We start from the raw sequence: 13663 nt of genomic DNA on the forward strand, positions 1-13663 counted from the left end.
TTTCTCCGATTAAACACCGAATGTAGAGCTGCTGTCAGATCCACTGTTGTTAGCGGGAGCTATTGTTGACAAAAGAGGGAGTCCATGTGGCTTTATATACGGCAATAAGCCGCTTTTCCCACTCTCACCCTGCCGCCTATCACTTCTACCAATTCGTAATGTACCACCAATAAACCCCGTAAAGTCATAGCATTAGCGAATGACCATTATGACACTTGTTGAATTACACGGCAAATTGCCGTCTATCATCCATATGACGGCACAGACTGATCTTTATGGCTTTAACGATGACCTTACAATCTGCCTTTTTGGACAAAATCGCTGATTTTATATTTCAACATGACCTGCTCCAAGTTCGCTTGCGAACAAGCATGAGCTGCATAAATACAGTTGGTGAGCCCTCAACTTGCTAGATGCTCGAGGTCACACAGATAAGAAAAAGTCGCTCAGACTACTTCGCTGTGATTTTCGAAGTTGGGTACCGCTGGCTCACATTGGCGTAAAACCTTCTCAGAGCAAACAACAGCAAAAGGTGCCGAAAAGCTTCTATCTTTTTTGTCATAGTTGCAGTCTATATTGTCGAGTTTCAACTTTTATGCCCTCCGACAACGAGAAAAGGAAAGGCTAAGTAAAAGAAGAGAGACTGTTTATCAAATCGAATTATCAATCATTTGCGCGCAATGAATAATTGATAATAATTAGCTGACGGTGCCCATCACTCCTCTGGATAGGTGGTGGTGGACGATGTGTTTATCTAACACGTGGTATTTTTCTGCTGAGGATTCGCAGGTTCGGCTGTTTACATCCACGAAGATGGTTGCGTTACGTAGAGCGGAATAGTATGCCGATGGGCTGTTGGCCTTGAGTTTGGCTTTTAGCTCTTCAGCGCTGATTTTATTCGGGTAGACCTGCAATAAGATATCTGGCACCTTCCTTTGTAGGCCTTTTATTAGTAATGGGGGCAGAGTCAGTTTCTGACCCCATATCACTTTACGAAATTTATTCCGCTTCAAACTCAGCGAAATCTGACTTACGAATCTTGGCGTGAATGCCTTTTGTCTTATCCACGACTTGAGAAACAGCAAAGTCAGTGTTCGCGCTCAAGTACGCCAACGCGATTTCTTCGCTGATCCCATACTGGTTCACTAAGAAACGAATTGATTCACGAGTCGCATTTTGCATCGCAATATTCAGGTCTTCATCTAAACCGACAGGAATCCAAAACTCCGCCGTTTCACCCAATGGTGTATCGATGAAAGCACCGGGAATCGCTTCAGCCCCCTCCTTTAACACCGTCAATCTAAAGGTTGCTCTCACAGATGCCTCAAGCGCAGTCAAAGCGACCTCGCCATCACCCTGTGTAAAATGACTATCTCCAGTGAAAAACATGCCGCCATCAACATTGACGCGATAGTAGGCGCTGGTACCTTCAACAAGGTCCTTTACATCCAAGTTGCCTCCGAAATATTGTGGCGGTACAGAGTGAATAGGAAACTCTTTATCTGGCGCAACGCCCATGATTCCCATAAACGGGTTAAGGGGAAACACGATATTCTTATCACCTGATGGTAACTTACCGAAGTACTTCTCACCCTCTTTGAAAATTGGTGACAAGATAGACACGTTACCAAAACGCTCTGGAAACTCCGCACTCGGATTAGGCTGCTGCTTTCTTCGCGGGTACTCTCCCACCAATGCACCTTTGCCATGGCGGTTTGAAATTACGCCATAAGGGACTCGCGGCTCAAGCTTAACGATATCGACTTTTAGAACGTCACCTTTTTTCGCCCCTTTGATCTCAACGGGTCCAGTAACAATATGTGGACCATCTTTAAAGAAATCATGCTCTAAATCCGATGAAGTAATCGCGACGGCATCCTCTAGAACAAACTCTTTAGAGTAACCGTGACTGCCAAAGTACTTGAGTGGGTTTCGTCCTTGATCCTCCAAAATGCCTTCATGCGACACTGTATCAAATACAACAACATCACCCGATTCAATCGCTGCAACCGGTGGCGTCAGCTTGTTTGGTAGATAACCCCATAAAATGGTATCTACGGTAGAAGGAATATAAAGACTGTCTGCATATTTACCCGATTCGATATAAGTTGGCTCATCAAAAAGCGGCTGCAAAACTTCAACACCATCCATCACTGCAGGCGCTGCCATTACTCCCATAGAGAAAGACCCTACCAATAACGCCATTATTGATTTTCTTATCATTACCACTTCCTTTATTATGTTTAAAAACATAACGTTAAGTGCAATGACCATGCCAAGGATATGGACTCTTATTCACTAAGGATGCATGGCTAGTTGTTTTCTCTTTTAGTGCAAGACTTAGGTGCAAGTTGCACTAAAAGTGTAACATCGAAGGAAGGTAGAGTAGGACAAACCGAACCATCTAGCCAAAGCTCATCCCAGTTTCTTTGCTGTTTAACCCTATTTAAGTTTACTTTCATCTATCTTGAAAAGCACCGGTGACGATGTCCCATATTTCCCTCCTGTTGAAGCACAAATAAGTGCAACCGGCGCCCCATCTAGGTCCTTAATGATCTGAGGTCGTTCGTAATTGCCTGATCTTGCCATGTCTTTAAGTTCGACTATCGTTTCATCGCTGTATTGTGATACTCCGTGAAAGGCCAGCTCTGGATCGTTGAACGTGATGCCATCAATTGAGGACATGATGATGCCGCGGACGTGATCTTGTAGGCCCATGTCTCGGGCGACCATGTGGAATTGGTCGTTCAAATAGAACACGGTTGCATCTTCAAGTTGGCAGTGTTCTCCCATTGGTTCGAAATCAACGATGGGGTTGGCATCCGATTTAATGTAGGGGCCTTCTAGAGTGTCAGAGACCGCAACGCCATACTTTCGATTTCCGTGTTTCTCTTGCCAGCTCTTTTTGTTCCATGCTTTGTAGTAGAGATAAAACTGGCCATTAGGGGCAACGCAAAAAGCAGGGTTACTTGTCACAAGATCATCCCACTCCCCCGGCAAGCCTGTGTCTATCAGTGGTGTATCTCCAATTCGGACAAATGGGCCTGATGGTTTGTCGGCAATTGCCATACCGATACGTTTACTTTCGACGACCTTCGTATAGCTGTCCCATGCTAACTCTACCCTGTGCTTTTCATCCTCTGACATGTTAGATGTGCGTTCATTGGGTGGGTTAAATGTACCTTCGTTTTCGCATACCAATATCATCTGGTTGAGGTCTCGTTTCGTCAGCTCAAAACTATTGCCATTGCTGCCCATGTATAGCATGACGTACTTGTCGCCGACTTTATGAACACAAGGATTATGGATGCTCCAGGCATCCCAACAATCTCCCCCTGCCCCTTCGAGGACGGTGCCTTGGTCGACAAATTCCGAATCGAGTGACTCTGCAATGGCATAGTTAACCTTGCAACTTATCACCCAAGAGGCGCGTGCATCATCCATTGACCAATTACTAAAGTAGACATGCACACGGCCTTGCTCATCGACAAAACCACTTGTCCCCCATACATGCTTGCCTTCAACTTCTAATATGCGACCACAGTAGTTAAGTGACAGTGCGAACTGCTTTTGTATGTTCGATGGCATAACAACCTCATTGTTTTCTGTAGAGTGGATTATTGTTGTAAGTTAAGCCATAAGACTTGCTCTGGCGTTAGCGATAACTGGCTAGCTTTAAAAGCTTCTCGAAGCTGTTCTTCATTTCGGGCACCAATGACAGCGAGGCTGCTGAAGGGTTGATTTAATACATAGGCCAATGCGATTTGCGATGTTGAAACGTCGAGCTCTGGTGCCAATGTGGCGGCTCGGTCATACTTCTTCCAGTTCGCGTCATTGTAGTAAACATCAACCATTTCGCGGTTGTCGAGATTGTCCGGTGAGTATTTCCCAGAGAAGAAACCTGCACCTTGGGGAGACCAGGCCACCAGTGGAATATTGTTGTCCTTGTGCCACTCCAGCATCTCAGCATTGGCTATTTCACAGCCTGGCCAGCGCGGCCGATTGCACGTTGCCAAGCTAAATCCCGGGCTATTGAAAGTAAATGGCGTTAGGTTGTTTTCTTGTGCGTATTGGTTTGCAGCGATGAGACGGTCAGTTTTCCAGTTCGACGCGCCAATTGCCCCTACTTTACCCTGCTGCACGAACTGATGCAGCTGATGCATGATCTCATCAACGCCAACCGCGGGGTCATCACGATGTAAGGCGTAAAACTCGACTCGCTCTGTTCTAAGCGCAGACAAACTGGTATTCAGGTCTTCGCTAATCGCTGTGGCTGATAAACGATGATGGGTTGGATTTTCTTGAGTTGGGTGACCACCTTTGGTTAACAATACAATCTTATCACGGTTTTCTCGCAGTGTTAGCCAGTCACCAATGATGTGCTCTGCTATCCCATAGTGTCTTGCAGTGTCGATTGTGTTGCCGCCCAGGGCAACGAAGGCATCCAAGAGTCGATACGCTCGCTCTCGGTCACTTTCTGTTAAGAAGCTTCCACTACCCAGTATTAAAGGCGTTACTTCGATTTTGTGTGCTTTGCTTTGCGAGTGCTGCTGCATTTTTATCACTTTCATCAAGCCTTTCCTGTTGTTAACTTATTTGTTTACCAATGATTAGGCAAAGGTAAACCAATGATAGTTATTTAACAGTGATGGTGCTCATAAAGTGGGGCGTAGGATAGAGGGATCAGAGTCAATTCTTGGAGCGGAGGTTGTTGCTTGGGGGTGTTATTGACTCTGATCCCTTTCGTTGATTATTCCGTCATTTCAACGGTGCTCTTTGCTTTGTCTCTTTTGGTGAGTTCAGCCTGGAATTTAGGGAAGGTTCTATTACCTTGAGAGACAACAGCGCTGATGGCACCACCCATCATGGCACCGACAAAGCCGAGGCTGACGACATCCTGACCGCACAAGAAAAGATTACTAAATGGCGTTTTGGCTTGGCAGTATTCCAAATGTTCTCGTCCAGGAACAAACGGAACTCCGTAAAAGCTGCCGCCAGGATGTTGGGTGAAAAACTCCATCGACAAAGGAGTCGATAACTCTTCATAGCAGATGGCGTCGCGTAATTGTGGATATTGCTGGCACACTGCTTCAATCACTTCATCGGTGAGTTGCTGCTTTAACGCTCGATAGTCTTTGCCTCTTCGCTTCCATGTTGTCCCCTGCCACTGTTCAAATTTGTCAGCGGACACTGTGCACGTCACCTCTGCGAGATGCGCGTCTTGCTGGCCTTGCTTTAGGCTTGGGAAACTCAAGAAATAGAAGGTGTTGTTTTTATTGAGTAGTTTCCCATTCGCTTTGCTCGGGTATAGCCAATAGTTGCTGTTGGAAAAGCCGAGCTCACTCGGGTCCCGGTCGAGCGCCAAGTATAGGCACAAAGTTCCCATAGAGCGTCCCCCTTGCTCCAAGGCATCAAACAGAGGCTTATCCAACAGTTTTCTATAGGTATTATAGGCACCTGCACTTGAGAGCACTTGCTGTACGTTGAGCGTCATTTCGCGCGCTTTAGGGGTGTGGTAATGCTCTATCACTTCTAATGCGGTGACTTTATCTTTCTCGGTGACGATGCGTTTCACTTTGACGTTGGTAAGACAATCGCCACCGTGAGCACGTAGCTCTTCGAGTAATATTTCGGCGACCGCCTTACTCCCCCCTTCTGGGTAATACGCACCTTGAAAATAGCTCCCCATCACTAAGGCATGTATTGCAAAATTACTTTCTTGTGGTGCAAGCCCATAGTCCCCCCAACGGGCGGCAATGATGTTCTTGAGCTCTGGTGAGGTAAACTTACGCTCGAGGTAATTGGCCAGCGTCTGTTGTGCACGTTTGTTGCCAAACCAATTTATCCCTTTGAGGATTGGCGCTATGGCTGAGGGCACAAGTTGGCTTGCAAATAAGCGGTGATACCACTGCTGAGTTTTCGCAATATCATCAAAATATCGCTCAATAGCATTTTTCTCATAGGGGAATTGCTTAATGAGTGACTGCTTGAAGTCATTACCCTGCTGGTGTACATCAAATTTCGCATCTTGGAAACGGATTTTATCGTAGTGTTCCGCTAATGGTCTCCAGCTGAGTTTGTCGTTGAAGATGTATTGGCTGATCTGCGCATCTAACCCCTTACCTTGGAGATTTCCGATATAGTGAACACCCACGTCCCACTCGTATTTTCTCTTGCGCTTGAAGGTTTGGGTTTGTCCGCCCGCTGTCCAGTGCTGCTCGAGTAAACACACTCGCTTTTTGTAGATTTTCGCTAACAACACAGCCGCCGTCATCGCACCGATGCCCGAGCCGATGATATGAATATCAAACTCTTGCTCTAACGTACTGCTTTCCTTTGTATTCATGCTTAAATCCTTTTGCTATTAGTCTCACCCGTTTGCACATTGGTGTTTATAGTAAGAACAATGAGATTTGTGGAAACCAAACCAGTAGGCACAGCCCAAATATTGCAATGAGTAAGAATGGCATCACGCCCTTTGCAATTGAGCCAAGCGAGCAGCGTGTAATATTGGCCGCAACAAATAGGTTAATCCCGACCGGTGGTGTGATTAAGCCTATCGACAGCGCTGTCATCAGCAGTACGCCAAACCAGGTTAAATCAATATTGAGTTCACGCACCACGGGCAAGAAGATGGGTAGCGTAATGTACATGATGGTGATGGCATCCATGAACATACCCGCGACGAGCAAGATAGCGAGGATCACAAACAAAATGATCTGCGGGTGTTCACTGATGGTGATTAAGATTTCTGAATACTCTACCACCAAGCCATCAATCTCGATGACCCAGCCAAATAGCCCAGCAAATGCCACTACAATCATCACAACGGCGGATGAGCATGCCGAATGAGCAAACGCAGTGTAGAGCTGTGTTAGGTTGATAGTGCGATAGATTAAGCTACCAACTGCGATGGCATAAACAGAAGCCACGATTGCCGCTTCAGTCGGGGTAAAAATACCCCCATAAATACCACCGAGAATAAGCACTGGGGTAAACAGCCCCCAAAATGCGTGGGCGAATGAGTGGCAAAGCCGGCTAAAGTAAGGTTGCTGTTTGTCTTGGGCTTGTAGAGAGATGGATTCTCCATCGTCATGCTCTGCGCTGTAAAATCGTGAGAAAGGCAGGATTAGGATCATTAAACTTCCCAGCATCAGCCCGGGAACAATCGTCGCTAAGAACAGGTCACTGATGGACGTCTCAGCAATCACGCCATAAATCACTAAGCCGATTGAAGGCGGTATGATCAGTGACAGTGCTGCGCCGGTTGACACTAAACCTGCAGCAAAGGGTTTGCTGTACCCCTCTTCTACCATGCCTTTTATAATCAGGGGTCCAATCGCCGCGACCGACGCTGGGCCAGACCCACTCACCGAGCCCCAAAAAAGGCACACAACGGTTCCAACTAGGCCCATGTTTCCAGGTAATTTTTCGACAAGCACCCGAAAGAATGTGATCATCCGTTCGGCGATCCCACTTATTCCCATGATGTTGCCGGCAAGAATGAAGAAAGGAATGGCTAAGAGGGTGTATTTGGAGCCGCTCGCGATCACCAAATCTGCTACCATATCCAGGCCAAATTCCATTTGCCACATGGCATACAGTGATGAGAGCGCCAGACAAAATGCAACCGGAACACCAATGATGATGAGCGCAAAGAACAGAATTATCATCTGGCTACCCGTGGATAGGTCCATAAATACAGCCTTATTTTATGATCACGCAGGGCGTTTAAATTGAGTTGATAACCATTCGAGCTGACGAATAATCATGAGTACAAACGCTGGCGGTAGTATTACGGTGTAATACCATGCCTTGGTTTGCAACGCACTGGTTCGAATCTGCAGTTGATATTGGTTTGATAGCAGATCCACCATGTAGTAGAGGATCACAACCAGTGTCGAGATGATGGCCACTGAAATCACCACTTGAAGAAGCCGACGCACTTTTACTGTGACGTTGTCGATAAGAAAGCCGACCGCGAGCAATTGGCCACGCTTTATGGCGATTGCCGAGCCATAAAGCGTGAGTGCCACCATCCCGTTGATGACGATCTCTTGGGTTGAAGCCAAGGAGTAGTTTGTCATGGTGCGCACCACGACATTTGAAAAACCAAGCACCAGCATAACGATAAATATCACTACGCAAATGACCTCTTCCAGATGTTGCCATGCTTTTTTCATTAATGTCGCGGTCCTATTTTCTTACTCTTAGCTGGTTTCATTTCGCACCAGAGATTTCTGAGGTTGTTCCCTAGCCTTCAAACAGCGCAACGATGTCTTCGCCAACTCTGTCTTTCCATTTGTTGTAAGAAGGTCGAGTCTGTTTTCTAAACGCATCTAATTGCTCAGGCGTAAGCTCTATCACTTCCATATCGTTATCGCGCAGTATTTGCACGCCATCTGCCGTTTTCTGGCGAGAGATATTCACTTGATATGCCATCGCTTCTTTAGCCGCTTTCGCTACTTTGTCTTGCGTCGTTTCATCAAGGCTATCCCATACTTTACGGCTCACTGCGAGGAAGATAGGGTCATAAGAGTAGTGCCACAGGGTAATGTTGCTTTGGATTTCAAATAGCCTTTGCGGAACAATAATCGCCCCTACTGGGTTTTCCTGACCATCGACCACCCCTTGCTGCAACGCTGGGAAGGTTTCTGCCCACTGTATTTGCTGTGGGTTTGCACCTAGATCAGTGAACACGTCAATATACATCGGCCCAGCGACACGCACAGACATGCCTTTTAAGTCATCCGGAGAGCTCACTGATTTCACGCTATTGGTTAGCTCGCGGAAACCATTTTCTCCCCACGCCAGTATGATGATGTTCTTTTCAAGTGCAATCTGTTCGATCTTCTTACCACCCTCGCCTTTAATGGCGTCATCCACTGCTTGGTAGCCATCAAATAGGTAAGGCAGTGAAAACACCGCCATTTCGGGGATTAAAGGCGTGACGTTGATAGCCGATGTGAGAACAAAGTCGATCTTATTGGCCCCAAGCATTTCAGCCTGCTTTATCTGGTCGCCACCAGTCAGCACTGAGTTTGGAAAGATACGAACTTTCATGTCGCCATCTGTCGCTTCTGCAAGCAGTTCATTGAACTTTTCTGCGCCCTGTTGCCAAGTTGTGGTGTTTGAGACGTTGTGCGATAAACGATAGGTTTTTGCATGAGCAGCGAAACCTACAGCCGATGATAAAAGAAAGATGCTGAGATACTTAACAGCAAGACGTATGCGCATAATAATATCCCTATAATTCAGTATGTAATGACACATGTGTGTAAATCCAGTTTTATTGAATCGTTACTGGGGTGTCAATCACTGAAATTGAATAGTGTGGCGCAGTGTTCATTAAATATCTTTCCCTTTAAAATCAGCATATTAAACAAAAAGACTATTGCACCAACTTTAACCATCATTGTGGAGTTAAATTATAACCACTTACCAGAAGACAATATATACAGCGTAAAAATCCACCAATGACACAACTAAGCTCTGTCACATGCCACTCAATTAAAGTATCTACAAACTCATCAATTAAACGGGCAGTATTTGTGACATTTCATCCACTCACAATGATCCGAAATCGTTTCATCATAAATCTCTGATCGTATATTTATCTTCATTCCAATATCAGAGCTCACCCCTTATTTCCGTGCGTTTCGTTGACATAAATCATGTCATTTGGCTTTTCAGAAACAGGGCAAAAAAAACGTGATTCACTCGGTTAGTACGAGGTTTTCACATGTGTATACTTCCGTTTAATTTATGAGCAGTTCGATAGCTAAACGCCTGTAGGAAAGGCAGTGTGAGACACTATTTAACGGAAGACAAAATCATGAAGGTTTATCGATTAGCGAACATACCAACTGAATATCAGGCTTTTGAACTGGATGTGGTGACCCTAAGCGAGCAAGTGGGTCGCAGTGAAATTATCAATAAGATGATGATGCCCCAATATTCCTTTGGGCCACTCTTACCCTACTGGGGAATGGTCTATCATCACTTTTCCCCAAACTTTAGCTCGGCTTTAATGAAGCCCGACATTTGCCTCTGGGACTCCCGCCTACTGCTAATGAACCAAGACGCTTATTTGGGTTTGCGTCACTATCTAGCACGCTTTGGTGAGTTTCTGCCGCTTCGCTGTGATGGCGGTATCTACTATGTGTTTAACTGCTTGACCGTTGCAGACGAAGATCGAGCGCTTACCAAGGTGAGGTATTTTGATGGCCATGAGGATGGCCTAGACTCACTCTCATTTGATCAAGACAGCTTGACGAATAAGTTGCTGTTCCGTTCACAAATGCAAGGGGGAACCTCGCTATTTTGCACGCAGACGTTTGTTGACCTTGTTCGGGAGTTTCAATTTGTTGGGTTGGCGTTTGATGAGGCTTTGGTTTCTGAGGCTTGTCCTTCCTAGAGGGTTAAAGTGAGTTTGAAGAATAGTAAGTAGATCAAACGAGATTTTGGGGCAAAGGCTATATCTTGCGCACAATAGACATGAAATCGAACCGTGTGCGGCTTATTAATCAAGAGTATAAACGCGCGTCATGCTAACAATCCACGTCAGCGAACAACTTAAGACCAGTGTCACTTAGTACAGTTACACTGGCCTACGCCCCCTTATTAGAACTTAACCATGTAAGACTCTGTTAGTGGTAGACGGAACTCTTTGCCCATCATGTCATACACGTTGAACTGAACGGTGTTCCAAGCATCTTCAAAGTTGTATTCAAACACACTATCACCCGTTTCGAGGCTCTGAGTTAACGTCCATTCGGTCGCGTAAGTTGATACGCCTTGGCCGTTACCGAAATCTTTATAAGGCGCGTCGGCTGGCACTCTGAATGGTACGGTGGATAACTTCATCATAGCGTTGCGTACACTGCTTGGCTCTGTGAGTTTGCTAGCGAAGTAGCTCGCATGAACAAAGCGACTTGGCGAGTTACCATTACCAATTGAGCCATAGTCGGTGTCTCGAGTCGAGTTTTCCCATGTTGGTTGAACCTTGTTACGCGTTTCGATCTGCTCTTTCATTGAAGGGTCGTTGGTCATCACTTGAGCTTCGTCACCACGATAGGTGTTCAACCCATCTTCATCCATCTCGATAACTAAGCGGTCACCACTTTTGTCCGTCACTGACCAGTGAAGTTTCATTTCCACTGGCATCCCATCCATCATGATTGAGCCATATTTCAGATCTGGTAGGGCTTTAACTACTTCATCAACGGAGGCGTAGTTAGCGAGCAAATATTCTGCGAATGTGAACTGAGTAATATCACTGTCACTGGTCACATCTTGCATCGTCATGTCAGGGTAAAAGAGCGTGTTAACCTGCATACCTTCACTGTTAACACCATCGCCAACGAGCTCGCCATAGGCAAAGACCGCTACCATGTCATATTTCACCGTATAAGTATCACCTAGACCATTGCCTTGAATAGAACGAATATCGCCTTTGTTGATATTACCCAATACAGGCTTGGTCGACTCCATCCAATCCATTGTGCGTGTAGTAAAGGTACCTAACTCCGTGTTCCAAGACACAGATGTGCACGCATGTGCAATTCCGCTTGTGAAAGACGCAGCAAGTAGAGCAAGAGTTATTGTTTTTAGCTTCATGTTTTTCTCCAAACCATTAGGGAACGATTTGGATATTACGCAGGATTAGACCATCCTATAAATCGCTTATGACGGATGGAACCCTCACTTAAGTCGTGGTTCTTGCCAATCGTTTTTCATTACTCAAAACATGTTGCGAATCAATAAGGCAAAAACTAGCGAAAGGCTGACTTATTATGCAGGATAAGATCCATCAAATCGAATTGGTAATAGTGGGCATGTCCAATCACAATCAGCGTTCAAAACCAACAACTTATGAGCCCTTCAAAACGTTCAGCTCATAGATAGCAAAGGCGATTGATAATGAACAATGACATCCAAAAAGAACTCGAAAGTATTGGCATTTGCCTAGTGTCTGACAGGCGCTTGTTTGTACCCCTGCGTCAAATTATAGAGCTCTCCAAATCAACCACTGATAAAGAGACTTTTGTGAAGAGCATCTATGCCGCCGATCAAGCCAATACTCAAATGAAGGCAGCTTTTTCCGTTTAGAGTTATTCAACTTCGAACGCCACGGCAACCTGCTGCAATTTATCCAAGTTGAGGTCTTGCTCTGTGATTTTTCGCGAGATCTCTTTGCCAGTGAAGTAGTAAGGTTGCAAGGCAAATTGGCTGTCTTTCGGTAGCGCGTAGTACAATGTCGCTGACTCGTCATACCAAAATTGAGCACTGATATATCCAACAAGCGCGTGCTCAAATTGGTGGTAGCCGTTGCCCCATTGGAACTGCTTAACCGATTTCGGCATCATGCCGACGCCGCCATAGTGATGGTCTACCCAGTATTGATGAAACGTTGTAGTCGTGAAGAAGAGTTGTCTCGTCCAGCTCTTATCGAGTTTATTTCCCTCTTTGATGGCGAGTGTCATTAGCGCTTGGTCTAACTCTGCCCACTGCCACGCGGAGATACCGTAGTTGTAGGTTTCACTTTTCCAAGAGTAGATCTCTTCAAACGGTATAGCGTTATACTCTTCTTCGCTCATTACCGTTTTTAAGTTAGTCTTTGGATAGCTAAAGGCGGCGCGCTCTAGTGTTTTCTGTATGCCTTTTTCTGCAAAGCTCTGCCACTCTTGGTTACCTAATGCCTGCCCAGTCAGATAAGTCATCCAATAGGCTTTAATCGTATGGCCAAAGTCGTTGTGCTTCGCGCCCTCTTTCATTACTGCTGGATGATGAATCGCGCCATAGAACCGCCACTCGTCGTCATCATGATAGAGGGCTAACATCTGTTTGGTCAGCCACTCTAAATCCTCTCGCCATTTTGCTTGATGAGGCTCAGGCAGTAGCGGCATAACAAGCAGCAAATAGCCGTTGATTTGATCTAGCTGAGCCACCAGCTCTAGCTGGACTTTTTTATCGACATCACTGTCCTCTAACACCCAGAGTAGTTGGTCATTGGCTTGGGTTCGGTATTTGTCGAAGATGAACGCCTGTTGGTCAATCAGAGCTTGTTCCACTGCGGGATCGCGTGTCAGATAGTAATAGAAAGCCAGGCCAACGATGGCATAGGCTTGGTCTTGTGAGGTACGCTGCTGCCACTTTAATCCCGGATTACCTTGCTCTCGATAGGTAATGTAGCCGTCGTTCTTTTCGTCGCGCAGTTCTTGTAATAGATAATCTACACCCGCTTTGGCGAGCGCGAGTGCTTCAGGGTCACCGGTCAAGTGATAACGCACACCATAGGCGTATATTTGGCGAGACTTCATGCGCGTGTAATCACGCCCAAATTCAGCCTTTATCCAAGAATGATTGACGAGTTCAGCACAGGGGGCATCAATATTAAGCACATCACCATTGTCACAGCGGAAAGTGGGGAAATTGCCTATCGGGCTCCCTTGAGCCGTCGATGCCATCCAGTAGGGACTCAAGCCTTTGTCGGCATGAGTAATCCAAGCATCGCCATTGGGTAGCATGGTGTGATAGTTAGGCTGAGATTGCGCGATAGCTTGACAACTAAAAGTGGATATCGCGAGTATTGGTAACAGAGATTTAAAGTGCATTGGGCGGCCACAATTTATGTTTGGATATCTCTGAACATATCAAATTG

General features: G+C 45.9%; 12 protein-coding genes. 2 read left to right on the plus strand and 10 right to left on the minus strand.

Annotated elements, in window-relative coordinates; all coding sequences use genetic code 11:
• Positions 1-698 precede the first annotated feature (698 nt).
• The 8 genes from GT360_RS08300 to GT360_RS08335 all read right to left on the minus strand — a co-directional run bounded on the left by GT360_RS08300 (position 699) and on the right by GT360_RS08335 (position 9237).
• The gene (locus GT360_RS08300) at positions 699-929 is read right to left on the minus strand and encodes a hypothetical protein (RefSeq protein WP_164648414.1); all 231 of its coding nucleotides are present in this window, start codon (positions 927-929) and stop codon (positions 699-701) included.
• Between the two features lie 70 nt (positions 930-999).
• Entirely contained in the window at positions 1000-2223 is a 1224-nt protein-coding gene (locus GT360_RS08305) for an acetamidase/formamidase family protein (protein WP_164648415.1), read from the minus strand.
• A 219-nt stretch (positions 2224-2442) separates the two neighbouring features.
• Positions 2443-3588, minus strand: coding sequence for a glycoside hydrolase family protein (locus GT360_RS08310; RefSeq protein WP_164648416.1), 1146 nt, complete (start codon positions 3586-3588; stop codon positions 2443-2445).
• A gap of 29 nt (positions 3589-3617) precedes the next feature.
• Positions 3618-4571, minus strand: coding sequence for an aldo/keto reductase (locus GT360_RS08315; RefSeq protein WP_164648417.1), 954 nt, complete (start codon positions 4569-4571; stop codon positions 3618-3620).
• A gap of 179 nt (positions 4572-4750) precedes the next feature.
• The gene (locus GT360_RS08320) at positions 4751-6346 is read right to left on the minus strand and encodes a phytoene desaturase family protein (protein WP_164648418.1); all 1596 of its coding nucleotides are present in this window, start codon (positions 6344-6346) and stop codon (positions 4751-4753) included.
• Between the two features lie 46 nt (positions 6347-6392).
• Complete coding sequence (locus GT360_RS08325) at positions 6393-7697, minus strand: TRAP transporter large permease (protein WP_164648419.1); 1305 nt, start codon at positions 7695-7697, stop codon at positions 6393-6395.
• Positions 7698-7718: 21 nt separating this feature from the next.
• The gene (locus tag GT360_RS08330; RefSeq protein ID WP_164648420.1) at positions 7719-8183 is read right to left on the minus strand and encodes a TRAP transporter small permease; all 465 of its coding nucleotides are present in this window, start codon (positions 8181-8183) and stop codon (positions 7719-7721) included.
• 70 nt (positions 8184-8253) lie between these two features.
• Positions 8254-9237 carry a DctP family TRAP transporter solute-binding subunit gene (locus tag GT360_RS08335; protein WP_164648421.1) on the minus strand — a complete coding sequence of 328 codons (984 nt, stop codon included), beginning with the start codon at positions 9235-9237 and terminating at the stop codon, positions 8254-8256.
• Positions 9238-9805: 568 nt separating this feature from the next.
• Between GT360_RS08335 and GT360_RS08340 the strand changes: the two genes are divergently transcribed.
• Positions 9806-10417, plus strand: a complete 612-nt coding sequence (locus GT360_RS08340) for a hypothetical protein (RefSeq protein WP_164648422.1) — start codon at positions 9806-9808, stop codon at positions 10415-10417.
• Between the two features lie 206 nt (positions 10418-10623).
• Here the strand turns inward: GT360_RS08340 and GT360_RS08345 are convergent, their stop codons facing one another.
• Positions 10624-11619 carry a linear amide C-N hydrolase gene (locus tag GT360_RS08345; protein ID WP_164648423.1) on the minus strand — a complete coding sequence of 332 codons (996 nt, stop codon included), beginning with the start codon at positions 11617-11619 and terminating at the stop codon, positions 10624-10626.
• A 303-nt stretch (positions 11620-11922) separates the two neighbouring features.
• Here GT360_RS08345 and GT360_RS08350 point away from each other — a divergent pair, with 303 nt between their 5' ends.
• Entirely contained in the window at positions 11923-12111 is a 189-nt protein-coding gene (locus tag GT360_RS08350; RefSeq protein WP_164648424.1) for a hypothetical protein, read from the plus strand.
• Positions 12112-12113: 2 nt separating this feature from the next.
• On the opposite strand, the gene GT360_RS08355 is transcribed toward GT360_RS08350, so the two are convergent.
• A complete protein-coding gene (locus GT360_RS08355) occupies positions 12114-13616 on the minus strand; it encodes an AGE family epimerase/isomerase (RefSeq protein WP_164648425.1) in 1503 nt (500 codons plus the stop codon).
• Positions 13617-13663 lie beyond the last annotated feature (47 nt).

Source organism: Vibrio astriarenae (genome assembly GCF_010587385.1).
In the GTDB taxonomy this organism is placed as follows: domain Bacteria; phylum Pseudomonadota; class Gammaproteobacteria; order Enterobacterales; family Vibrionaceae; genus Vibrio; species Vibrio astriarenae.

Bases quoted from the DNA above. Each gene is read 5' to 3' on its own strand.
- GT360_RS08315 (WP_164648417.1), bottom strand. From the start codon at position 4,571: ATGAAAGTGATAAAAATGCAGCAGCACTCGCAAAGCAAAGCACACAAA.
- GT360_RS08310 (WP_164648416.1), bottom strand. From the start codon at position 3,588: ATGCCATCGAACATACAAAAGCAGTTCGCACTGTCACTTAACTACTGT.
- GT360_RS08350 (WP_164648424.1), top strand. From the start codon at position 11,923: ATGAACAATGACATCCAAAAAGAACTCGAAAGTATTGGCATTTGCCTA.
- GT360_RS08355 (WP_164648425.1), bottom strand. From the start codon at position 13,616: ATGCACTTTAAATCTCTGTTACCAATACTCGCGATATCCACTTTTAGT.
- GT360_RS08345 (WP_164648423.1), bottom strand. From the start codon at position 11,619: ATGAAGCTAAAAACAATAACTCTTGCTCTACTTGCTGCGTCTTTCACA.
- GT360_RS08320 (WP_164648418.1), bottom strand. From the start codon at position 6,346: ATGAATACAAAGGAAAGCAGTACGTTAGAGCAAGAGTTTGATATTCAT.
- GT360_RS08330 (WP_164648420.1), bottom strand. From the start codon at position 8,183: ATGAAAAAAGCATGGCAACATCTGGAAGAGGTCATTTGCGTAGTGATA.
- GT360_RS08305 (WP_164648415.1), bottom strand. From the start codon at position 2,223: ATGATAAGAAAATCAATAATGGCGTTATTGGTAGGGTCTTTCTCTATG.
- GT360_RS08335 (WP_164648421.1), bottom strand. From the start codon at position 9,237: ATGCGCATACGTCTTGCTGTTAAGTATCTCAGCATCTTTCTTTTATCA.
- GT360_RS08325 (WP_164648419.1), bottom strand. From the start codon at position 7,697: ATGGACCTATCCACGGGTAGCCAGATGATAATTCTGTTCTTTGCGCTC.